20 protein-coding genes and 4 pseudogenes are annotated in these 22,507 nt (G+C 74.1%); 10 read left to right on the top strand and 14 right to left on the bottom strand.

The window, feature by feature from the left end:
• Nucleotides 1-360: 360 nt before the first annotated feature.
• From B1205_RS02310 to B1205_RS02325, 4 genes are all read right to left on the bottom strand, one after another.
• Nucleotides 361-1,212, bottom strand: coding sequence for a hypothetical protein (locus B1205_RS02310; protein ID WP_441338431.1), 852 nt, complete (start codon nt 1,210-1,212; stop codon nt 361-363).
• 219 nt (nt 1,213-1,431) lie between these two features.
• The gene (locus tag B1205_RS02315) at nt 1,432-2,535 is read right to left on the bottom strand and encodes a DUF3626 domain-containing protein (protein ID WP_089154086.1); all 1,104 of its coding nucleotides are present in this window, start codon (nt 2,533-2,535) and stop codon (nt 1,432-1,434) included.
• A 57-nt stretch (nt 2,536-2,592) separates the two neighbouring features.
• Nucleotides 2,593-3,222: an MBL fold metallo-hydrolase gene (locus B1205_RS02320; protein WP_089154087.1), complete on the bottom strand. Its 630-nt coding sequence runs from the start codon at nt 3,220-3,222 to the stop codon at nt 2,593-2,595.
• A complete protein-coding gene (locus B1205_RS02325; protein WP_089154088.1) occupies nt 3,219-4,307 on the bottom strand; it encodes an S-(hydroxymethyl)mycothiol dehydrogenase in 1,089 nt (362 codons plus the stop codon). The genes B1205_RS02320 and B1205_RS02325 overlap by 4 nt, the downstream gene beginning before the upstream one ends.
• Before the next feature lie 135 nt (nt 4,308-4,442).
• Here B1205_RS02325 and B1205_RS02330 point away from each other — a divergent pair, with 135 nt between their 5' ends.
• Nucleotides 4,443-4,859: a hypothetical protein gene (locus B1205_RS02330; protein WP_089154372.1), complete on the top strand. Its 417-nt coding sequence runs from the start codon at nt 4,443-4,445 to the stop codon at nt 4,857-4,859.
• Between the two features lie 13 nt (nt 4,860-4,872).
• Here the strand turns inward: B1205_RS02330 and B1205_RS02335 are convergent, their stop codons facing one another.
• Nucleotides 4,873-5,745: an SDR family NAD(P)-dependent oxidoreductase gene (locus B1205_RS02335; protein ID WP_089154089.1), complete on the bottom strand. Its 873-nt coding sequence runs from the start codon at nt 5,743-5,745 to the stop codon at nt 4,873-4,875.
• Nucleotides 5,738-7,182: pseudogene (locus tag B1205_RS02340) on the bottom strand (flavin-containing monooxygenase). The gene B1205_RS02335 and the pseudogene B1205_RS02340 overlap by 8 nt, the downstream one beginning before the upstream one ends.
• A gap of 114 nt (nt 7,183-7,296) precedes the next feature.
• On the opposite strand from B1205_RS02340, the gene B1205_RS02345 reads away from it, so the two are divergent.
• The 5 genes and pseudogenes from B1205_RS02345 (at nt 7,297) to B1205_RS02365 (ending at nt 10,458) form a co-directional block, all read left to right on the top strand.
• Nucleotides 7,297-7,968, top strand: coding sequence for a TetR/AcrR family transcriptional regulator (locus B1205_RS02345; RefSeq protein WP_089154090.1), 672 nt, complete (start codon nt 7,297-7,299; stop codon nt 7,966-7,968).
• A gap of 29 nt (nt 7,969-7,997) precedes the next feature.
• A complete protein-coding gene (locus tag B1205_RS02350) occupies nt 7,998-8,801 on the top strand; it encodes an SDR family oxidoreductase (RefSeq protein ID WP_089154091.1) in 804 nt (267 codons plus the stop codon).
• An 81-nt stretch (nt 8,802-8,882) separates the two neighbouring features.
• Nucleotides 8,883-9,730: pseudogene (locus tag B1205_RS02355) on the top strand (pentapeptide repeat-containing protein).
• A 194-nt stretch (nt 9,731-9,924) separates the two neighbouring features.
• Entirely contained in the window at nt 9,925-10,161 is a 237-nt protein-coding gene (locus B1205_RS02360; protein WP_089154092.1) for a preprotein translocase YidC, read from the top strand.
• A gap of 36 nt (nt 10,162-10,197) precedes the next feature.
• Entirely contained in the window at nt 10,198-10,458 is a 261-nt protein-coding gene (locus B1205_RS02365) for a hypothetical protein (protein ID WP_089154093.1), read from the top strand.
• On the opposite strand, the gene rnhA is transcribed toward B1205_RS02365, so the two are convergent.
• From rnhA to B1205_RS02380, 3 genes are all read right to left on the bottom strand, one after another.
• Nucleotides 10,377-10,946: a ribonuclease HI gene (gene rnhA / locus B1205_RS02370; protein WP_089154094.1), complete on the bottom strand. Its 570-nt coding sequence runs from the start codon at nt 10,944-10,946 to the stop codon at nt 10,377-10,379. The genes B1205_RS02365 and rnhA overlap by 82 nt on opposite strands.
• A 165-nt stretch (nt 10,947-11,111) precedes the next feature.
• Nucleotides 11,112-12,299, bottom strand: coding sequence for a lycopene cyclase family protein (locus tag B1205_RS02375; RefSeq protein ID WP_089154373.1), 1,188 nt, complete (start codon nt 12,297-12,299; stop codon nt 11,112-11,114).
• A 33-nt stretch (nt 12,300-12,332) separates the two neighbouring features.
• The gene (locus B1205_RS02380) at nt 12,333-13,592 is read right to left on the bottom strand and encodes an MFS transporter (protein ID WP_089154095.1); all 1,260 of its coding nucleotides are present in this window, start codon (nt 13,590-13,592) and stop codon (nt 12,333-12,335) included.
• A 642-nt stretch (nt 13,593-14,234) separates the two neighbouring features.
• On the opposite strand from B1205_RS02380, the gene B1205_RS02385 reads away from it, so the two are divergent.
• Nucleotides 14,235-14,720, top strand: a complete 486-nt coding sequence (locus tag B1205_RS02385) for a hypothetical protein (protein WP_089154096.1) — start codon at nt 14,235-14,237, stop codon at nt 14,718-14,720.
• A gap of 126 nt (nt 14,721-14,846) precedes the next feature.
• Nucleotides 14,847-15,449 carry a class F sortase gene (locus tag B1205_RS02390; protein WP_254909648.1) on the top strand — a complete coding sequence of 201 codons (603 nt, stop codon included), beginning with the start codon at nt 14,847-14,849 and terminating at the stop codon, nt 15,447-15,449.
• A 5-nt stretch (nt 15,450-15,454) separates the two neighbouring features.
• Here B1205_RS02390 and B1205_RS02395 read toward each other — a convergent pair whose 3' ends face one another.
• Nucleotides 15,455-16,156, bottom strand: coding sequence for a TetR/AcrR family transcriptional regulator (locus tag B1205_RS02395; RefSeq protein WP_089154098.1), 702 nt, complete (start codon nt 16,154-16,156; stop codon nt 15,455-15,457).
• Nucleotides 16,157-16,251: 95 nt separating this feature from the next.
• On the opposite strand from B1205_RS02395, the gene B1205_RS02400 reads away from it, so the two are divergent.
• Entirely contained in the window at nt 16,252-16,482 is a 231-nt protein-coding gene (locus B1205_RS02400) for a hypothetical protein (protein WP_089154099.1), read from the top strand.
• Nucleotides 16,483-16,533: 51 nt separating this feature from the next.
• Entirely contained in the window at nt 16,534-16,923 is a 390-nt protein-coding gene (locus B1205_RS02405) for a YchJ family protein (RefSeq protein WP_089154100.1), read from the top strand.
• Nucleotides 16,924-17,008: 85 nt separating this feature from the next.
• On the opposite strand, the gene B1205_RS02410 is transcribed toward B1205_RS02405, so the two are convergent.
• From B1205_RS02410 to B1205_RS30735, 4 genes and pseudogenes are all read right to left on the bottom strand, one after another.
• Nucleotides 17,009-18,871, bottom strand: a complete 1,863-nt coding sequence (locus tag B1205_RS02410) for a transketolase (protein ID WP_089154101.1) — start codon at nt 18,869-18,871, stop codon at nt 17,009-17,011.
• A gap of 67 nt (nt 18,872-18,938) precedes the next feature.
• Nucleotides 18,939-20,264, bottom strand: a complete 1,326-nt coding sequence (locus tag B1205_RS02415) for an MFS transporter (RefSeq protein WP_089154102.1) — start codon at nt 20,262-20,264, stop codon at nt 18,939-18,941.
• Between the two features lie 532 nt (nt 20,265-20,796).
• Nucleotides 20,797-21,508, bottom strand: a pseudogene (locus tag B1205_RS02420) (mechanosensitive ion channel family protein); the annotation flags it as partial.
• Nucleotides 21,509-21,583: 75 nt separating this feature from the next.
• Nucleotides 21,584-22,507 (bottom strand): annotated as a pseudogene (locus tag B1205_RS30735) (hypothetical protein); the annotation flags it as partial.

The following is a 22,507-nucleotide window of genomic DNA, read 5'->3' on the forward strand; positions in this document are numbered from 1 at the left end:
CGTGCCACCCACCACCGTCGAACCGGGCATTCCACCCACTCGGCCATGTAGGGCCCTCACACCGCATGCCCGTCCACTCGCGCCGCGCGTGAACGGGCATGGTCCACCTCGGCGCCGGAGACACCCATGCTGTTCCACTCTCGCGCCACCGAATCCACGAGTGGAACGTCATGGGTGCCACAGGACGCCACAGACACCCATGACGTTCCACTCACGCCCCTCCGGGCCCACGAGTGGAACGGCATGGGTACAACCGGAGCCGACAGACACCCATGGCGTTCCACTCACGCCTGGACCCGGGCCACGAGTGGAACGGCATGGGTGCAGCCTGACGGACGCAGACCAGCATCCGGGTTGCGTCTACCAAGGGGTGGGACACGGACGGTGCACCCGCGGCGGACTGACGGCTTGATCGACGCACGGTGTCCACTCACACGCCCACGTGGAACGGCGTGGGCGTCCGGGACGGGGGCGGCCTCGACCGGCCGGCCCCGCTCCCGGGNCGAGGTCCGCCGCCTGCTCCTCCCACTGCGCGTACGCGTACGGGTAGGCGGACACCTGCACCGTCTGCGCCGCGGCGGTCAGTGGCAGCTCGCGCCAGCCGCCGACGTTCTTCAGCGCGCCGAAGAACGCCTTGCTGGCGTACTCGGGGTCGGTGATCTGCTCGGACGTGCCCCAACCGGACGACGGACGCTGTTGGAACAGGCCCTCCGAGTCGTGGTCGTTGTAGGTGCCGAGGTGACCCAGGTTGTAGAGCTTCGACTCCTGCAGGGAGGTCGCGACGCCGATCACGGCGCCCCGCTCCCCCACGCCGGTCTCCTTGGCCGCCTCGACGATCGCCTTGGCGTTGTCGATCTGCGCGTCGTCCAGCGGGATGCGGGACTGCGCGCCCTCGACGCCGTGCGGCATGAGCTTGTCCCGGGCCGGCCGGTCGGCCTTGGTGGGGACCTTGTCGCTGCCGGTGGTCATGCCGGGCTTGACCGACTCGGTGCCGGTCTTCCTGCCGGTGGCCAGGTCGATCGCGGCCACGGCGCCGGCGTGCGGTCCGCTGGTCACCGGGGCGGCGACGGCGGTGGGCGCGAAGGCCAGCCCGCCCAGGGCGACCACGCCGGCGACGGTCAGCGCGGCGCGGCGGTTGTGGGCGACGGCGGTGCTCTTCGCGACGGCGGTCTTCGCGATGGCGGGGAGCCATCGAGTGATGTGCTGCGGCACGATGGTTGCCCTTTCGATCGTTACGACGCGCTCCGGGGTGAGCGCCCCTCGGGGGACTACCGGCGGGCACACGTTCGGGTGCCGCGGTATGGGGAACACAACCAGCCGGGCCTGTCGGGCATTCCGGAGATGTCCGGTGCGGCGGTGGCTGCGGTCCAGGTCACCCGGGCAACCGGACGGACCGGGTCGGCGAGGCCGGCGGCACCGGGAACCGGACGCTCAGGCGGAACAGGACGACCGGGCCGGACGGCCGGACCACACCAGGACGTGCCAGAGCAGCTTGAGATCCTGGAGCGTCACCTCGGCCGGCCCGCGGTCGGCCCAGCGCCGCGGTTCGCGTACCACCGAGGCCGCGGCGCGGCCGATCAGCGCCGCGTGCAGCGGCTCCCCGGGCCGGGCGAACTCGGCGTGGACGCGGGCGGCCAGCGGCGGCACGGCCGGGCCGCGGAAACCGGCGTCGACGGCCTGGACGGGCAGCTCGAAACCGGGGTGCCAGCGCAGCGCGAAGCCGTGCCGGCGGGCGATCCCGGCGAGTCGTCGTCCCGCGTCCGTGTCGCGGAACGAGGGGTCGAGCACCACCGCTTCGACGTCCCGGGCGAGGCTCACCTCGCCGTGTACCTGCGCCTCGATGTAGTCGTCCAGGGCACGCCCGGCCCGCCCGGACGTCCGTTCGCGGCGCGACAGCAGCGTCCGCAGCAACGTGCCGGTGTCCATTCCGGACACGCCCAGGCTGACGCCGGTGCCGGCGGTGGCCGTCAACAGCGCGGCCAGGACCGGCTCGAACACGGTGGCGGTGCCGACGTCGGTCGGCCCGAGGTGGCTGTCGCCGAAGCTGAACGTGGCGCGGGCCACCACGTCCGGACGTAGCAGCAGGTGGCAGGAGCCGAACCGGGGGCAGGCGCCGTCGGGATGGTCGAGCAGGTTCAGGCCGCCGTACTTCGGGCGCTGCGCGGGCAGCACACCCGGACGCTGGTACGCGCCGCCGAACAGCGTCCGCTCCCAGACGTCCCGGTCGCCTCCCGGGTACGCGGTCAGCCCGCCGTTGGAGATGCCGGTCTCGAACTGGCTGCGGTAGACGCCCTCTTCGTCGAGGGCATCGGCCACGGTCCGGCCGTCGCGCAGCACCCGGTCGGGGTGGAAGTTGAGCGTCAGCCGGCCGTACCCGGTCACCGCCGCGATGACCTCGTCGTGCCGGATCGTGGCTCCCGAGCCGGCGAGGTGCGCGGCGATGACGGCGAGCGCCGCCGGTCGGCCGCGCCGCGCGACGTCGCGTACGTGTCGCAGCGCGGCGGACTGCGCCTGGGTCAGGGGCGTCGCGGGCACGCCGCCGAGTATGGCCGTGACCGGGCGGGGCGGGCCAGGTGGTTTCCTCCCGTGCGGTCAGTGACCTCGGGCGATCCACTCGTCCAGGTGCGGCGCCTCGGCGCCGATGGTGGTGTCGGCGCCGTGCCCGGTGTGCACCACCGTCTCCGGCGGCAGGGTGAGCAACCGGGTGCGGATCGACTCGACGATGGTGCCGAAGTCGCTGTGGGAACGGCCGGTCGCGCCCGGCCCGCCGGCGAAGAGCGTGTCGCCGGTGAAGACCGCGCCCAACTCCGGGGCGTACAGGCTGCATGCTCCCGGGCTGTGACCGGGCGTGTGCCGGACGTGCAGCGTGGTGCCGCCGACGGTGACGGTCTGCCCGTCGGTGAGGTCACCGTCCGGTGGGGTGTCCGGGTGGACCAGGTCCCACAGCACCCGGTCGGCCGGGTGCAGCAGCACCGGGGCGCCGGTGGCCCGGGCCAGCTCGGGGGCGACGCGGACGTGGTCGTCGTGGGCGTGCGTGGCCAGGATCGCGCGGACCTGCCGGTCGCCGACCAGTACGCGGATGGCGGCCACGTCGTGCGGCGCGTCGACGACGACGCACTCGGTGTCGTCGCCGATCACCCAGACGTTGTTGTCGACGTCGAAGGTCTGCCCGTCGAGGGAGAACGTGCCGGAGGTGACGGTGTGCCCGACGCGGGCGGTCACGGGAAGACCACCACCGAGCGCAGGACGTCGCCGTGGTGCATCCGGGTGAACGCCTCCTCGACCTGGTCGAGGGCGATTTCCTCGGTGACGAACGCGTCCAGGTCGAGTCGCCCCTGCCGGTACAGCTCGGTGAGCATCGGGAAGTCGCGGCTGGGCAGGCAGTCGCCGTACCAGCTGGACTTGAGCGCGCCGCCGCGGCCGAACACGTCGAGCAGCGGCAGGTCGACGGTCATCTCGGGGGTGGGCACCCCGACCAGCACGACCGTGCCGGCGAGGTCGCGGGCGTAGAAGGCCTGCTTCCAGGTCTCCGGCCGGCCCACTGCGTCGATCACCACGTCGGCGCCGAACCCGCCGGTGGCGGCGCGGATCGCCTCGACCGGGTCGTCGGCGGAGGCGTTCACGGTGTGGGTGGCGCCGAACCGGCGCGCCCAGTCGAGTTTGCGGGCGTCGGTGTCCACCGCGACGATCGTGGTCGCGCCGGCCAGGGCCGCGCCGGCCACCGCCGCGTCGCCGACGCCGCCGCAGCCGATCACCGCGACGGAGTCGCCCCGGGTCACGTTGCCGGTGTTCATGGCCGCGCCGAGGCCGGCCATGACGCCGCAGCCGAGCAGGCCGACGGCGGCGGGCCGGGCGGACGGGTCGACCTTGGTGCACTGACCGGCGTGCACGAGCGTCTTCTCGGCGAACGCGCCGATGCCGAGCGCGGGCGTCAGCTCGGTGCCGTCGGTGAGGGTCATCTTCCGCGCGGCGTTGTGGGTGTCGAAGCAGTACCAGGGCCGGCCGCGGCGGCAGGCCCGGCACTGCCCGCACACGGCCCGCCAGTTGAGCACCACGAAGTCGCCGGGGGCCACGTCGGTGACGCCGTCGCCGACCTGCTCGACGACGCCGGCGGCCTCGTGGCCAAGCAGGAACGGGTAGTCGTCGTTGATGCCGCCCTCGCGGTAGTGCAGGTCGGTGTGGCAGACGCCGCAGGACTGGACGCGGACCACCGCCTCGCCCGGCCCCGGGTCGGGCACCACGATGGTGGTGACCTCCACCGGCGCGCCCTTGCGCCGTGACACGACTGCCCGGACTTCCTGGCCCACGTTGCCTCCTTCGCCGCACGTCCCCCGCCGAACCTACCGCTGATCGGCGCCGGCGGCTCGGCGCTCGTGCGGCGGATTGTCCCGGTCGCTGCCGGGTACGCGGGGTGCCGGCTCCGACGTCGGACGGGAGTGATCATGAGGTTGACGCATGCGCCGCTGCGGGTCGCCATCGGCGCGTACATCCTGAACTCCGGGGTGTCCAAGCGGTCCCTGGAGGGCGAGGCCGCCGAGGGGGTGCACGGCATGGCGGTCGGGGCGATCCCGCAGCTGGGGCAGGTCCCGCCGGACCGGTTCGCGGTCCTGCTCTCGCGCGGCGAGATCGCCCTCGGCGCGGCGCTGCTGGCGCCGTTCGTCCCGTCGCTGCTGGCCGGTGCCGCGTTGACCGCGTTCGGCGCCGGGCTGGTGCAGCTCTACCTGAAGACGCCCGGCATGCGCGAGGGCACCAGTCTGCGGCCCAGCCAGGCGGGCATCGGCCTGGCCAAGGACGTGTGGCTGGTCGGCGCCGGGGTGACGCTCATGCTGGACTCGCTCACCCACCGCCGACGCCGCTGACCGGCGCGGCGGTTCACTCCGGCCGCCCCGGCTCCGGAACGACCGCGCTCACCCGGGCGGGACGCGGGCGTGTGGCGAGGGCGAGGACCCGGCCGTACCCGGCGGGGGCGATCCGGGCGAGCAGGTCGGGCAGCGTCGCCGACCAGCCGATCAGCACCCGGCCCCGGCGGCGGGCGACGCCGCGCAGGATCACCTCGGCGGCGACCGCCGGGTCGATGGTGAGCAGCTTCTCGAACTGCCTGCGCCCGGTCTCGTACTCCGCCATGTCGACGCCGCTGCCCACCCGCGCGTCGACGGCGATGCGGGTCCGGATGCCGCCCGGGTGCACCGAGGTGACGCCGATGCCGTCGTCGGCCAGCTCGTGCCGCAGCGCCTCGGTGAAGCCACGCACCGCGAACTTGCTCGCCGCGTACGCCGCCTGGCCGGCCGGCGCGATGAGGCCGAAGAGGCTGGAGACGTTGGCCAGGTGCGCGCCCGGCTCGGCCTTGAGCGCGGGCAGGAGCGTGTGGGTCAGCCGCACCACAGCCCGGAAGTTGATCTCGACGACCCAGAGGAACTCGTCCAGCGTGACCTGGTCGAAGCGGCCCCCCAGGGCCACGCCGGCGTTGTTGACCAGCAGCCGGATCCGGGGATGCGCGGCGAGAACCTCGGCGGCGACCCGGTCGGTGGCGTCCGCGTCGGCGAGGTCGACGACGTGGGTCCGGACCCGCCGGTCCGGGTGGGTCGCGCCGACCGCCGCGGCCACCGCGGCCAGGCCGTCGGCGTCCCGGTCGAGCAGGACCAGGTCGGCGCCGCGCCGGGCCAGGCCGTGGGCCAGCGCCGCGCCGATCCCGCCGGCCGCGCCGGTGAGGACCGCGGTGCCGCCGGGAAAGACGAAGTCACGCATCGGTTCCTCCCGAGGGGGCCACCGCGGCGGTGACCGGCGTGCCGGCCCGGGCGAACCGTACGCCGTCGGTCAGCGGCCCGCGCCGCATCAGCCGTACGTCCCGGGGATAGTTCTGGTGCAGCCGCCACGGCGCGCGCGGCCCCTGCTTGGGTAGCTGGTCGACGGCGCGCAGCACGTACCCGGACTTCAGGTCGATCAGCGGGACCAGCTCGCCGGTGTCCGGGGCGAGCGGGGNGCGACCAGGTCGGCCTTGAGCGTCCAGGAGGCGTTGGTGTAGCCGATGGTCAGGGCGAAGTTCGGCACGCCGGAGAGCATCATGCCCTTGTAGGCGATCGTGGTCGCGAGGTCGACCGCCACGCCGTCGACGGTCAGCGTCATGCCGCCGAGCGCGAGCAGGTTCAGGCCGGTGGCGGTGACCACGACGTCGGCCGGCAGCTCGGCGCCGGAGGCGAGGCGGACGCCGCGCTCGGTGAACGTGTCGATGGTGTCGGTGACCACGCTCGCGCGTCCCTCGCGTACGGCGGTGAACAGGTCCCCGTCGGGCACCACGCAGAGCCGCTGGTCCCACGGGTCGTAGCGGGGCGAGAAGTGCCGGTCCACGTCGTACCCGGCCGGGAGCCGACCCTTCGCCGCCCGGCGCAGGAACCGTTTCACCAGGCCCGGGGCGCGGCGGCTGAGCTGGAAGTTGAGCACCCCGAGCGTGACGTTCTTCCACCGTGCCAGCGCGTACGCGGCGGTCGGGGGCAGCCACCGCCGCGCGACGGTGGCGAACGGGTCGCGTGCCGGCAGTGAGATCACGTACGTGGGTGAGCGCTGGAGCATGGTGACGTGGGCGGCCCGCTCGGCCATGGCCGGGACCAGGGTGACCGCGGTGGCGCCGCTGCCGATCACCACCACCCGCTTGCCGGCGTGATCCAGGTCCGACGGCCAGTGCTGCGGGTGCACGAGCGTGCCCGCGTACCGCTCGACGCCCGGGAACCGGGGCGTGTAGCCCTCGTCGTAGCGGTAGTAGCCGGAGTTGACGAACAGGAACGCGCAGGTCAGCGTCGTGTCCTCGCCGGTGTCCGCACGGTGGGCGCGCACCGTCCAGCGGGCGGTGGCGCTGTCCCACTCGGCGCGCAGCACCCGGTGGTGGAAGCGGATGTGCCGCTCGACGTCGTACTCCCGGGCGGTCTGCCGGACGTAGCGGCGGATCGACTCGCCGTCGGCGATCGCCTTCGGGTCGGTCCACGGCTTGAACGAGTAACCGAGGGTGTACATGTCCGAGTCGGAGCGGACGCCCGGGTAGCGGAACAAATCCCAGGTGCCGCCGATGGCGCCCCGGGCCTCCAGCACCACGTAGGTCTTGCCGGGACACTCACGCCCGAGGTGCACGGCGGCGCCGACACCGGACAGGCCGGCGCCGACGATGAGGACGTCGACGTGGTCGCAGGCCATCGCTTCTCCCCTCGGGCCGGCGGTGGACCGGACCCTATCCACCGCCCTCGACCCCAGTCAACACCATGTCGACTCCGATCGACAGGGTGTCGAGCGGGTGTACCATCGGCCGGCATGAGCCCCGCCCGTACGCCGACCGGCGCCGCGCCGACGCGCGGGCGACGGGCCGGCCGCTCCACCGGCGACGACCGGGAGGCGGCCATCCTGGCCACCGCCGAGCGGCTGCTGCGCGACCGCCCGTTCGGCGACATCTCCATCGACGACCTGGCCCGCGGCGCCGGCATCTCCCGCCCCACCTTCTACTTCTACTTCCCGTCCAAGGACGCGGTGCTGCTCACCCTGCTCGACCGGGTCACCGAAGAAGCCGACACCGCCGCCGGCGGCGTCCTCGACCGGCTCGCCGAGGACCCGCGCGCCCGCTGGCGGGAACTCATCGCCCGCTTCCACGCCATCTTCGGCGGCCACCGCGACGTGGTCCTGGCCTGCGCCCAGGTGCGCGGCACCAACCCCGAGGTACGGCGACTCTGGGCCGAGGTCCTCGAACGCTGGGTCCGCGCGGTGCAGGCGGCCGTCGAGGCGGAACGCGCCCGCGGCGCGGCCCCGGACGGGCTACCCGCCCGGGACCTCGCCATCGCGCTGAACTCGATGAACGAACGGGTCTGGTACGCCACGTTCGCCGGCGACGGGCCGGCGGTGGCCGAGCGGGACGTCGTCGACGTGCTGCTCGACGTCTGGCTGACCGCGATCTACCACACCACCACCCCACCGCTGGCCCCTGCCGATTGAGCGCGCCGCGCGGGGGTAGTGCGGCCGGCATGCCCCAGCGATACGAGAACTACGACCGCGTCGCGATCGTCACCGGCGCGGACTCCGGCATCGGCAAGGCGTGCGCCGTGGCGCTCGCCGAGACCGGCTACGACATCGGCATCACCTGGTACGGCGACGCCGACGGCGCCGAGCGCACCGCCGCCGAGGTACGCGCCGCCGGCCGCCGATGCGAGGTGGCCGAACTGGACCTGACCCGGCTACCCAGGGCGGAGACGGTCATCGACGACCTCGCCGACCGGCTCGGCGGCCTGGGCGTGCTGGTCAACAACGCCGGCACCGGCCTGTCCGAGCCCTTCGTCGACGTGAGCTGGGAGAAGTGGCGGGAGGTGCTCGCGGTCGACCTGGACGGGCCGTTCCTCTGCTCGCAGCGGGCCGCCCGGCGGATGCGCGCGGCCGGACGGGGTGGCCGGATCATCAGCATCACCAGCGTACACGAGCACGCGCCCCGGGTCGGCGCGTCGGCGTACTGCGCGGCGAAGGGCGGGCTCGGCCTGCTGACCAAGGTGATGGCGCAGGAGTTGGCGGCCGACGGGATCACCGTCAACGCGGTCGCACCAGGCGAGATCGCCACCCCGATGACCGACCAGGAGGACGTCGACCCGTTCACCCGGGAACGCCCGGGCGTCCCCGTGGGACGTCCCGGCCACGCCCGGGAGGTCGCCGCCGTCGTGGCACTGCTCGCCTCACCCGCTGCCGCGTACGTGACCGGCGCGTCCTGGCCGGTCGACGGCGGCATGCTCCTGATGGGCCCCCAGGCATCCGACCTCCCCTCCTCCTGGCGCACCCCCTGACCTCCCTCCCCCGGGCGGTGTCGGTCCGTGAAGGGGGCGGAGAATGCCGACGGGCGGTTTCCGGAAGGACAGGGGGCGGGTGTGGGCTCTGAGGCGGGTGGCGGTGGGTGGGAGCTGCGGGCGGACTGTGGGCGCTGCGCCGGCGTCTGCTGCGTCGCCCCCGCGTTCGCCGCCTCGGCCGACTTCGCCATCGACAAGCCGGCCGGCCGGGCCTGCCCGAACCTGCGCGCCGACTCCCGCTGCAGGATCCACTCCGAGCTGCGGCAACGCGGATTCCCCGGGTGCACCGTGTTCGACTGCTTCGGCGCCGGACAGCACCTCACCCAGGGCACCTTCGCCGGCCTCGACTGGCGTACCGACCCGGCGACCGCCCGGCGGATGTTCGACACGTTCGCGGTGCTACGGCCCCTGCACGAACTGCTCTGGTACCTGACCGAGGCGCTCCGGATCACCCCGCCCGGCGCGCTGCGCGACGACCTGGCCACGGCCCTCGACGAGACCGGCCGGCTCACCGACGGCACCCCGGACGACCTGCTCGCCGTCGACGTCGACACGCATCGTGACCGGGTGAACCGGTTGCTGTCGAACGCCGGCGAGCAGGCCCGCGCCGGCGCGGCCGGACCGGACCGGCGGGGGGGNGCACGACACTGGCCGGGGCGAACCTACGCGGCGCCGCCCTGGTCGGGGCGGACCTGCGCGGGGTACGACTCGGCGCGGCCGACCTGACCGGGGCGGACCTGCGCGGGGCGGACCTGCGCGGCACCGACCTCGGCGAGTGCCTGTTCCTGCACCAGTCCCAGCTCGACGCCGCCCGCGGCGACCAGCGAACGATCCTGCCGCCCGGCCTGCGCCGCCCCACCCACTGGACCCACACCGTCACCGCACTTCGCACACCACGCACACCCCACCGCCAGCCCCGCCGACGGTGACCCCGCCCTCTCCCTCCCCCGCCTTCTGTTCGATCAAGGGGTTCGCGTCGCCGGCGCTTCGTTTTCTGACACGAACCCCTCGATCAACGGCGCACAGGCAGCCGGCGGGGCAGCGAGCCGGGGTGGGGCGGGTTTCGGTCGGGGTGAGGTGGGAAGGCGACCGGGCGACGGGTCGACCGACGGGAGGCGCACCGGTGGGATATCGGGCACGCGACGGCGAGGAACCGGTCGATCCGGCGCACGCCGAGGACCCGGCCGGCCAGGCCCGACTCGTGCAGGTGCCGGCCGACACCGAGGTGCCGCCGCCCGCGCCGGACGCGCCCCGGCCCGACGAGGTGACCGAGGACGACGGGTCCGGAATGGCCGGCGGCGCCTCCGGCAGCAGCTCCGGCGGCTCCACCATGCCGACCCATCCGGACGCGACCCGCTGAACGTTTGCCGCCACCGGATGCGGGCAGGAGTGCGACATGACCAGTGAAGAGTCCTTCGGCCACGCCGCCACCGACGAACCCGACGGCGCCACCGCGTACGAGGCGTCCCTGCGCCCGCCGGGCGAGTCCCTGCACACCACCGACGACACCGGCGACGACTTCGCCGACCTGCCGGCCGAGGACCGACGCTCGGCCCGGGAGACCAGCCGGGCCGGCTACGACGTGGACGCCGTCTCCGGCACCGTCGACCCGGCCGACGAGCCGGAGGAGATCGAGGAGGGACGGCCCCTGCGCTGACCCGGGCCCCCACGCGGGGTGGCCGGTGAGCCGCCCCGCGCCTCGGCCATGCCCCGGTTGGCCAGCCCGTCGGCGCGTTCGTTCTCCGGATGTCCGCTGTGACCCTTGACCCACAACCAGGAGACATCGTGCCGGGCGCACGCCGCCTCCAGCCGCTGCCACAGGTCCGCGTTCTTCACCGGCTGCTTCGCGGCGGTCAGCCAACCGTTACGCTTCCACGCGTTCAACCACCCGGTGATCCCGTTGCGCACGTAGGTGCTGTCGGTGTGCAGCCGCACGGTCACCGGACGGGTCAGGCTCTCCAACGCCCGGATCGCGGCGGTCAACTCCATCCGGTTGTTGGTCGTCGGGGTCGCCTCGCCGCCGCACAGCTCCCGCTCGTGCCCGCCCCAGCGCAGCACCGCACCCCAACCACCGGGCCCGGGATTGCCGCTGCACGCGCCGTCGGTCCAGATCTCCACCACCGGGCCGGTTCCCGCCTCCACCATGCCCGGCAACCTACCCGGCCAGCCGGGCCGAGAGTCGGCGGGGCCACCCGCGGCGGACTTCGCGCGCACCGAGCGGCTGGTCGCCGAGTGGCGGGACCGCAACGGCGGCGCTCCGGCAGGCTCGTTGATCCGGCGGTGCTCGTGCGCGACCGGATCGCCGCGGCCCTACGCGCGGCGCAACCGGGCGCGTAGCCGCCCGGCGGCGTCGCCGAGCACCGCCCCGGTCATCGGCAGCAGCGGACTGGACCGCATCACCGCCAGATCCTCCGCCGGGGTGGTGGCACCGTCGAGGAACCGCAGCACCCGCTCCAGCGGGTTGCGGTCGAACAGCCTGTCGAAGAACTCCACCCCGTCCACATGCCCCCGGTCCAGGGCGCGCAGCGCCACCGCGTCCATCCACCGGTGCCGGCCCGGGTACGCCGGCGCGGGCACCGGCGGGCGGCCGGCGGCCACCGCCCGGGCCACCTGGTCGGCCTGGCGGAGCATGGCGGAGAACGTGAACCCGGTGGACGGGCGTGTCGCCCCACCGGCCGTGCCCAGCCGCACCACCCGACGACTCGGCCGGGCCACGAACGGGCCGTCGGTCATCGGGATCACCCCGTTCTCCACCTCCCGGACCCGCAGCGCGGTCAGGTCCAGCCCGAGCAGGCCGGCGTACCCGCGCAGCGCCGCGTCGTAGCCGGTGTCGTCGAGCAGCGCCGGCCCGAACTCGGTGTACTCGACCAGCGCGAACCGGTCGTCGACCGGCAGCACGTACCCGAACGACACCCCGCGCCGCGGCTGTGGGGTGCGGAAGTCCATCAGCACCGCACGCTCCGGGTCGAACGTGGGCCGGTCGGCCGCCAGCCACCAGCCGCGGAAGTGCTGCAACCAGCTCGTCCGCCCCGGCCGGGCCGGCGGGCGGGGCCGGGAGTCGAGCACCCAACCGGCCCGCACCAACGCCCGCCCTTCCGGGTCACGCACCGTCACCCGGTCACCGTCGTCGCGCAACTCCCCCGCCGGCGCGTCGACCCGCACCGCGTCCAGCCGCCGCTCCGCCGCGGCAGCCCGGTCGTAGACCGGGGCGGAGCGCAGCATGGCGTACCGCAGCGGGTCCAGCGACAGGGCACGGCGGCCCGCCGCGGTGACCACCTCGACCCGCGACCAGCTCGCGCTCAACAGCGGATCCAGGTCGTCGCCGGGGGTGCCCCAGAACGCCCAGGTGCGGTCCTGGCCGCGCTTGCGGACCGGGTCCACCACCGCGACCCGCACGCCGGTCACGCCGTGCCGGTCCAAGGCGGCCAGGACCAGGGAGGCGGCGCCGCCGCCGCCGACCAGCGCCAGGTCGACGTCGACCGGGAAGGAGACGGTCACCGCCACACGCTGTCACACCCGCGGTCGGCGCCGCTATCCGACCACCGGGGCGGGAAGGTTGGGGGTGGGCTCGGCGTACGCGGCAGCCACCGTCGCCCGGTCGAAGACCCGCCAGGTCGCCACGATCACCGCGACCGCCACCGCGAACCCCACCCAGTACGGCGCGGTGATGCCGTACTGGGTGGCCACCACCCCGCCGAGCAGCGCGCCGACGCAGTTGCCGCCCGCCGCGACGAACAGCGTGGTGCTGCCCACCCGGCCCATCAGCGAAGGCGGAGTGAGCCGCTGCCGCAGCGAACTCGCCACGATGTTCCACAGTGCGCCGTGCACCCCGAACGCGAACAACGCGAACCCGACCACCGCGGCGCTGCGCGAGGTCGCCAACGCCAGGTGCAGGCCGGCCTCCACCAGCAGTCCCACCCGCACCGTCCAGGTGGCGGTCACCGCGGCGATCAACCGGTCACCGACCACCGAACCGAGCAACCCACCCACCGCCATGCAGGTGAACAACGCGCCGTAGCCGACCGAACCGAGGCCGAGACGTTCCCCCGCGAGTAGCACCAGCACCGCGATCGCCGCGGTCAACGTGACGTTGAGCAGTCCGATCAGCAGTGCCATCGTGCGTAGCAGCCGCTGCGACATCAGCCAGCGGAAGCCCTCCGCGACCTCCGCCCGCACCGAGCGCGCACCGACCGTCCCGACCTCACCGGCACCCGCACGGTACGTCCCGGCGAGCAGACCGACGAGCACGGCGCTGAGCGCGTACGTCCCGGCGTTGAGTGCGAACGGTGCGGCCGCCGCCAGCACGAACAGGAAACCGCCGAGCGGGCCGGCGACCATGTTCTGCGTCACCTGGGTGCCGCCGTTCAGCCAGCCGTTGGCCCGTTCGAGGCGGTCCCGGGGCACCACCGCCGGCAGCACCGCCTGGGCGGCGGTGCGGAACACCACCTCACCCGTGTTGATCACGAACAGCACCACGTAGAGCAACGTCACCCCGGCCCGGTCGACGAGCATCGCCGTGGCCAGCACGGCCAGGGCGCCGACGCGTACCCAGTCGATGACCACCATCAGCCGGCGTCGGTCCGTCCGGTCCGCCAACACGCCGCCGGGCAACGCGAACAGCAGCCACGGCAGCCACGACACGGCCGCGCCGACGGAGACCACCAGCGGGTCGTCGGTGTGCGACGCCACGTAGAGCGGGGCTGCCACGGTGGCCGTGCCGCTGCCCAGGGCGGACAGCGTGCTCGCGGTCCACAGGTAGGCGAAGCGCCCGCCGAGCCGTTCCCCCGTCACGACGACGCAAGCTACCAGTGCCGGGAGAACCCGCCGAGCGATTTCCGTTGGCGCTCCCCTGCCGCTGGGTGCGGCGCCACCACCCCTCGGGCGTCCTAGGAGGCTAGCCTTATCAGTGGCGGTCACTCATCGCTTCCGGGCCTCATTCTCGCCGAGCGTAAGCATCTCCTGCGGGCCGCTCCCAGCTCACCGGCGCCTTTGCTCTGCAGCCACATCCGCATCACGCGGTTGAACAGCCGAGACGAAAAACCGCCGCGCCGTCGGCGATGGGCATGTGGTGACGCTCCGTGCCCGATGCGGGGATGGCTGCAGAGCAAAGGTGTGTATGAGCATTCCCCCCACCCTCCGAGAGATTTACGCAGAGTGACCGGCTCGGAGTCGGCCATCCCCGGCCGGCGATCCCTGCCCTCCGGCGGTCACGGGAGACAGCGGCCCCAGCACCAGCATCGTGTCGGTGCCGCCGCGCAGTTCCGCCCTCGGGAGACGACAGCGGAGGACACCGGACGGCAACGAAGATTTCTCAATTACCCCCAGTGACCGGCCCAACCCTCCTAGTGTTGGCCACACCGGTGCTAGTCACGGAGTTGGCCACCCGAACGACGTCCCACGCAGACAGCGGACGAAAAGTGAGGGAAGACGCGGATGAAGGCACAGTCAATTCTCGGAACGGCGGCGGTCGGCGTGGGCCTCGGCGCACTGCTGCTCCCGGCCGCCGCGCTGGCGGACACCAGAGTCTCACCCGCCACCACCCCGGTCGGTGGCACCGTCGTACTCACCACGACGTGCAACCCGAATGCCGGTGACGCGATCTTCCGGGTCACCGGGCCGGACCGGGACCAGAACGTCCGGTCCACCACGGCCGCGGCCGGCGGCGGGCTGAGCGCCGAACTCTTCACCGCCGGGTTCACGCTCGGCACGTACACGGTGGCGGCGACCTGCGGTGACGGCAGCGACGGCGGCAGCGCCACGTTCACCGTCACCCCGATCGGCGGCGCCCAGGCCGGCGCCGGCGGCCGCGACGGCGACACCGGCGTGCTGGTCGCGGGCGGCGCGCTGGCCGCCGGCGCGCTCGCCGGCGGCGCGTACGTCCTGGTCCGACGCCGGCGGCGGGCGGGTGCCACCGCCTGAACCACCCGTCGAGCGGGTTGCCCGCGCCGGTCCGGCCGGCGCGGGCCCCGCGTCCACGTCGGACGGAGGGGAGCCCCGGTGTCCTCGTCAGACCGCCGCAGGGATCGACCGACGCGGGTCCGCACCGTGGCCGTCGTCACCGTCGTCACGCTCGCCGGCGCGGCCGGCGTCGGACTGGTGTCGGCCGGTCTGGGCAGCACCTCGGCGTCGCCGCCCCAGCCCGGCGCCTCGGCCGCGCCGGCAACCGAAGGCTCCGGCGCAACCGGCCCGGTGCTTCCCCGCTCGACGCCGGTCCGCGTGGTGGTCCCCCGCATCGGCGTGGACGCCGGCATCGTTCCGGTGGCCACCGACGACGACGGCGCGCTGGAGGTGCCACCACTGGAGCACCCGGAGATAGCCGGCTGGTACCGGCCCGGGCCCGCGCCGGGCCAGGCCGGCAACGCCGTGCTGGTCGGCCACGTCGACTCGCCGCAGGGCCCGGCGGTCTTCTTCGACCTCGGCCGGCTGCGCACCGGCGACACCGTCCGGGTGGTCCGGGCCGACGGCCGCACCACGGCGTTCACCGTGGACGGCGTCGGAACGTACCCCAAGAGCCGCTTTCCCACGGAGCGGGTGTACGGCGGCGGCGCGGCCGCCCGGCTGCGCCTGATCACCTGCGGGGGACGGTTCAACCCGCGCACCGGCAGCTACCCCGACAACATCGTCGTCTTCGCCACCGCCGTACGCTGACGCCCTCATCCGTGCGCCACGGCCCGGAGGATGCCGTCGAGGCCCTCCTCGAACAGCATGTCGTCGCTCCACCGGGTGTCGTCCAGGTGGCCGGAGGCGATCAGCGTCGGATAGGCGTCGGGGTGACCGGCCACGTGGTCCCGGGCGGCGGCCCTCGCCTCGGGGTCGGCGCTCCGGCGCCAGGTCGCCTCCGTCAGCGAGGCCCCGATGACGTAGTTGGCCAGCACGCGCGTCACCACCGCGAGCTGACGTCCGTGACAACCGGCACGTGCCAGCGCCGCCTGGAGGAACTCCGTGCGCGCCAGGACGTTGGGGCCGAGCATCGGGCGTCCGACCAGGCCCGGCGCCCAGGAATGGGCGAGCATGGCGGCCCGCCACGCTCGGGCGAGGACCCGGACGTCCGCCGGGCCGTCGTCGCTCACCCGCGGGATCGGCACCTCACCGAAGATCCGGTCGAAGGCCAGGTCCAGGACGTCGTCCTTCGTCCGGACGTGCCAGTACAGGGCGGTGGCGGTCACGTCGAGATGCTGGGCGAGACCGCGCATCGTCAGGCCCTCGACGCCGCGCCGGTCGAGCAGAGTCACCGCCGCGTCCACGATGCGGTCGAGAGTCAGCGGCGTCCTCCGCCGTACGCGTGACGGCTCCGCCCGGAGCCACACCGGCACCCGCGTGGGATCGCCCGGTCGTTCGGCCCCTCGTTCGTCCATGACGCCTTCCCCGATTGATGGACCGTTAATTTAACATGGTTAAGTCAGGCCAACGGATGACGATCGGCCGTGGCGGCCGATGAGGAGGTCGCGTCATGCCCCTGCTGCGGGTCCACCTCGCCACCGACCGCGCCACCGCCCGCCGCGTGCTGCTCCTGCACCAGGGGGGCAGGGCCCACCACGAGTCCCGGGAAGCAGCCCGGGAGCAGGTGTGGCGTCAGGGCCGGACCCCGGCGGGCGACCCGGTCTTCGTCGGCGTCACGAACGGCCGGCGCGACCTGTACCTGCTCTACGACGTGGAGGTCTACACCGACACCACCCCATGAACGAGCGGGGCCCCCGCCTCACCCGCCCTCGGGCAGGGTGAGAATCGTGGCATGGCGAAGCGGAGCGCGGCCTGCCCGTGCGGATCGGGCCGGCCGTACGAGGACTGTTGCGCTCCGGTGCACCGGGGCACGGCGACGGCGGCCACCGCCGAGGCGTTGATGCGCTCCCGGTTCAGTGCGTTCGCCCGCGGTGACGCCGACTACCTGCGGCACAGTTGGCACTCCCGCACCCGGCCGGACCGGCTCGAGATGGACCCGGGCACCCGGTGGACCCGACTGGAGGTGCTGGAGACCGGGCAGGGCGGCCTGTTCGACAGCACCGGAACGGTCCGTTTCCGGGCCCACTACCGCGAGGGCGGCCGGCCCGGCGTGCTGGCCGAGCACAGCCGCTTCGCCCGCGAGGACGGCCGCTGGGTGTACGTCGACGCGCTGCCGGAGTGAGTTGCCGGTGCCTGCCGCACGGCCGCGTGTTAAGCGGGGGCCCTTCCTATACCGAATGCGTTAAGCGGGGGCCCTTCCTTATGCCTCAGGCGAGTGCGCGAGCGGCGGAGACGACCGCGTGCACGCCGATGCCGGCGCGGTCGAGCTGCTGCGTCGAGGTGCCGGAGCCGGGCAGCCCCCGCACCGCGAGGTGCTGAACGCGTACCGGCTCGGCCAGGTCGGCCAGCGCCTCCAGCACGGCGGAGCCCAGGCCGCCCTCCGGGTAGTGGTCCTCGACCACCACCAGCCGGCCACCGGTGTCCCGCACGGCCTCCACCAGGCGCTGCCGGTCGACCGGCTTGATCGAGTACAGGTCGACGACCCGGGCGTCGATTCCCTCCCGGGTCAGCTCGTCGGCGGCGGCGAGGCAGACGTGCACGGTCACGCCGGTGCCGAGCAGCACCACGTCACCGCCGTCGCGCACCACCCGGCTGCCGCCGATCGGGAACGCCTCGCCGTCGTCGTAGAGCACCGGGTACGCGCCCCGGGTGGTGCGCAGGTAGCTGACCCCCGGTCGATCGGGCAGTTGGGCGACCAGGGCCGCGCAGGAGACCGCGTCGGCCGGGCAGAGCACCGTGGACCCGGGCACCGCGCGTAGCGCCGCGACGTCCTCCAGCCCCATCTGGGACGGTCCGTCCGGGCCGATCTCCACCCCGGCGTGCGAGCCGACCAGCGCGATGTCGGCACGGGAGACGCCGGCCATCCGGATGAAGTCGTAGGCCCGCGACCAGAACGCGGCGAACGTGGCCGCGAACGGTCGCCGGCCACGGACCGCCAGGCCCACGGCGGCGGCGACGAGCTGCTGCTCGGCGATGAACATCTGGAAGAACCGATCGGGGTACGCGGCGGCGAAGCGGTCCCCCCGGGTGGAGTCGCCGACCTCACCGTCGAGGGCCACCACGTCGGGCCGGGCGGCCCCGAGCGCACGCAGCGCGTCCCCGTACGCGTCGCGGGTGGCGACCGTCGCGCCGCGCGGGTAGCGGGGCAGTTCCGGCTGCCGGGGCTCGGTCGGGGCGGCGCGTGGCGCAGCCGATGGTCCCGGTCCGGCGACCCGGATCCGCCGCGGCCCGCCGAGCGCCCGCACGGCCCGGTCGGCCCGTTCCGGGTCGAGCGGCTTGCCGTGCCAGGACGGGTCGTTCTCGACCTCGGGCACACCCTTGCCCTTGACCGTGCGGGCCAGCACCACCGTCGGGCCGGTGGCGTCCCGGACCTGCCCGTACGCCTCGTCGATCGCGCCGAGGTCGTGGCCGTCGACGACGATCGCCCGACAGCCGAACGCCTCGACCCGCCGACGGTAGGTGTCGAGGTCCCACTCCAGCTCGGTCGGGCCGCGCTGGCCGAGGCGGTTGACGTCGACGATCGCGGTGAGGCCGCGCAGCCCGTAGTGGCCGGCCTTGTCCAGGGCCTCCCACATCGACCCCTCGGTCATCTCGCTGTCGCCGCAGAGCACCCAGACGTGCGCGGGCGACCGGTCGAGGTGCTGGGCGGCCAGCGCCACCCCGACCCCGACCGGCAGGCCCTGACCGAGCGAGCCGGTGGCGACGTCCACCCAGGGCAAGATCGGGGTGGGGTGGCCCTGGAGGCGCGATCCCGCCCGCCGGTACGTCTCCAGCAGTTCCTGCTCGCTGATCGCGCCGGTGGCCCGGAACACCGCGTACAGCAGCGGCGAGGCGTGCCCCTTCGAGAAGATCAGGTGGTCGTTGCCGGGGTTGCCCGGGTAGGACCAGTCGTAGCGCAGGTGCCGGGCGACCAGCACCGCGAGCAGGTCGGCGGCGGAGAGGCTGGAGGTCGGGTGCCCGGAGCCGGCCATCGTGCTGCACCGGATGGCGTCCACCCGGAGCTGGGCCGCCAGCTCCGCCAGCCCGGTCAGCTCCTCGTCGCGCAGGGTGCGCTCTGCTTCCAACGTCACCGCAATCGTCTCCCGCGGTCGGTCGTGTCCGGACCCACCGTAGTGGCAAATACGACGATTGGTCCCGTTATCGTGTCATCGTCCCCCGACCGGTGAGCAGCCAGAGCGCCACCAGCGGATAGGGCAGTACGGCCACCGCGAACGCGACCGGATTGCTCACCGCGCCGGCGAGCAGCCCGTACCCGCCGTAGAAGGCGACCGTGGTCAGGTCGGTGGCCATTCCGGCCAGCGAGGTGACCGTGGCGCGGGCGTCACCGCTGATCCGCGCCTGCAGTCGCACGTCGGCGAGCACGGTGGCGAGTTGGAACGCGGCGAACGCGAGCGCCAGCAGCAGGAAGCCGGCGGGGTGGCGCAGCAGCGCGCCGGTCGCCGTCGCCGTCGCCGCGACCACCAGCAGGCCGGCGTACCCCCGGTGGGACAGCCGCTCGCCCAGCGGGGCGAGCAACCCGCCCACGGTCATCCCGGCCCACAGCAGCAGGAGCAGCAGCGGCACGCCCGTCTCGGCGACCCCGGTGTCCCGGGCCAGCAACCCGGTGTACTCGTCGAGCCCGCCCCAGATCGCGGTCACCGCCGCGACCAGCAGCACGGCGACGCGTACGCCGCGGTCGACCCGGACCTCGGTCAGACCCCGCCGCAGGCTGTCCCGCCAGCCGGGTTCGTCGCTCAGCGCGGCCTCCGCCGAACCCGACGGCGGCCGATCCGGGTCCGGCCCGGCGACGGGCGACACCACCGACGCGGGAACGACGACGGCTGAGGACGCCGACCCGGTCGACGTGGGAACGACGGCGGCCGAGGTGCGCGGGCCGGCCGGCGGGCGGTGCTCCGGGAAGCGGGCCGCGACGACGGCCGCGAGCAGGCAGGTCAGCACGCTGGCGGCGCCGACCGCCCGGTAGCCGCCGAGCGCGAAGACCGGCCCGGCGAGCACCCCGGAGCCGACCGCACCGAGCACCTCGGCGGTGCGGGCCCGGCCGGTCAGCCGGGCATACCGGTCGGTCGCGCCGAGGCGTTGCAGCTCGGTGAAGACCAGCGCCTCCAAGGCGCCGGAGCGCAGCGCGCCGGCCGCGCCCCAGAGCAGGAATCCCACGGCGAACGCCGGGTAGGACGGCAGCAGCACCCAGAGCGCGAAGCCGGCGGCGGCGAGCAACGGCGCCAGGCAGAGCAGCAGCCGCCGGGACAGCGCGTCGGCCAACGCCCCCGACGGCACCTCCAGCAGGATCCCGGCGGCCGACCAGAGGACGAACAGCGAGGAGATCTGCCCGACCGACAGCCCGGTGTCGGCGAACAGCAGCACGTAGAGCGGGTAGAGCAGGACGAGGTCGGTGAGGAACGCGTAGCCGTAGAGGGTCGCCGCCAGGCGGCGGGTCGCGGGCACGCGGGCAGGAGCGACGAGCATGGGGCCTTCCCACGGGACGTGACGGACACCGGTCGGAATGCACGGTGTCCGCGGCGGCCCGCGGCCTCGTCGCTCAGGACGGCATCAACATCGCCAGGTCATGCCGACGATCGTAGCCCCGCCATCGTCCGTCGGTGGTCCCCCGCCCGCCGGACGTCCCGTCCCACCCGGGACGGCGACCGGGGCGGGACCCGATCGGGTCCCGCCCCGGTTCGTGCGCCGTCGGGTCAGCGACGGAACCCGTCCGCCGGCGGGATGACCATGGTGGCCTCGCTGTCGGCGGCCTGCTCGGCCGTGGGCTGGCGCGGCGCGGTCGGCGCGGTGCGCTCGGGGTCGGTGAACGCCGGAATGGGCTGGGTGGCGTCGGCGCCGCCGTGGGCGGGCACCGGCTGGGTCGGGTCGGCGGAACCCGCGTACGCCGGCACCGGCTGGGTGCGGTCCGCCTCGGCGTCCACGGTCACCGGTCGGCTCTGCTCGGTGTCCACCGACACCGGCTGGTTCCGCTCGGCCTCCCGGTCCGCGGCGAGCCGGGCCTCGATGTCACGCCGGCCGGCCTGGTAGGCGCGGGCGTGCATGGCGATGGTGCGGGACTCCTCCTCGGCGCGGGTCAGCCAGCTCTCCCAGCGGCTCTGCATCGGCCGGACCAGCCCGCCGCCGACGCCCACCACCAGGATGCCGCCGACGGTGGCGAGCACCGCGATCAGCACCGGGGTGGTCACCGCGGTGGCGACCCCGATCTGGTTGAGCGCGGCGATGACGCCGAGGCCGAGGATGAACACGGAGGCGAGGTTGGCCAGCACCCGACCGTAGGAGAGGCCGCCGAGGGCGCTGGAGATGATGTCCTTCACTGCCCGGGCGATGGCCGCGGCCACCACCACGATGACGATCGCCACGAACGCCCGGGGCAGCCAGGCGACCACGCCGGCGATCAGGTCGGAGATCGGGTTCGGACCCCAGATGCCGAACGCGAGCTGGAGCGTGACCAGCAGCACCGCGTAGTAGGCCAGCTTGGCGACGATGTCGCTGGCGTCGTACTTCGAACGGGCCAGCGCGGTCTTGATCCCGCCACGCTCGACGGCCTTGTCGAAGTGCACCCGTTCCAGGACCTTGTCCACCAGCTTCCGCACGGCCTTGGCGATCAGCCAGCCGGCGACCAGGATCGCGACGAACGCGACCGCCTTGGGCAGGAAGAGCATCACCGAACGGAACGCGTCGCCCACCGCGTCACCGAAGTTGTCTCTCATCGAAGGGCCTCCACGCACGGGGTCAGGGGTCGGTCCGGGTGGGCCTACCCTGGGCCGCGCGCGGGGAAACGCGAATCAGAAGCGGCGGGCCGGCGGGACGCCCCGGGGCGGGGGGCGGCGCAGCAGCCAGAGCGGGTTGCTCGCGGCGACGACGGTGCCCTCGCGGTCGCGGACCTGGGTGCGCACGTACGCGCCGCCGCCCACGCGCACCGGCAGGTCGTGCCAGCCCTGCCGCAACTGCCGCCAGGGCACCTGCCCGGTGTGGATCGCCGGGGTCGGGTCCTCGGCACCGGCGAGGTCGACGTCGCCGGTGACCACCTCCAGGGTGGAGCCGGCCGGCAGGTCGGTGGCGCGCAGCCGCACGGTGACCTCGTCGTCGGCGACGGTGGGCAGGGCGCCCATCGCGCTGCGTCCGCCGAGTTCCAGGTCGAGGGCGCCCCGGTAGCCGGCCAGGTCGGCGAACCACGCCTGCCCGGCGCGCAACGCCGCGACCAGGTCGTCCCGACCCGTCGAGGTCGCCCAGACGGAGGTGACGTGCCGGTCCCGCCCGCCCCGCCAGTCGATGCCCTCGTGGTCGTCGGTGACCCCGACGGCGGTCAGCGGAATCGCGTTGCGGGCCGCCACGTCGTACGCCCAGAGATGGTCCTCGACCGGGGTGCGACCGATCTCGATCAGGTCGACGCCGAGCGCGTGGCGGGTCACCAGCAGCCGGGCCAGGGAGTCGCGGCGCTCCACGTCCAGCGGATGGTTCCAGCAGACCACACCGCCGTGGCCGTGCAGGAACTCCACCATCCGTTCGGTCGCGTCGACGTCGTTGTCGCGGTACGGCGGGGACGGGAAACGCGGCAGGGTGCCGTCGCCGCCGAACCAGTTGAGGTGCCGCACCATCGACACCTCGTACGCCCGGTGGTGGGTCACCCCCGGGTACGCCCCGGCGTACCCGCGCAGCACCTCGGCGCGCAGTTCCTCGCCGGCCTGGCCGGCGCGGCGGGCCCGGGC

The sequence above is a fragment of the Micromonospora sp. NBS 11-29 genome (assembly GCF_002140155.1).
Taxonomy (GTDB): domain Bacteria; phylum Actinomycetota; class Actinomycetes; order Mycobacteriales; family Micromonosporaceae; genus Micromonospora.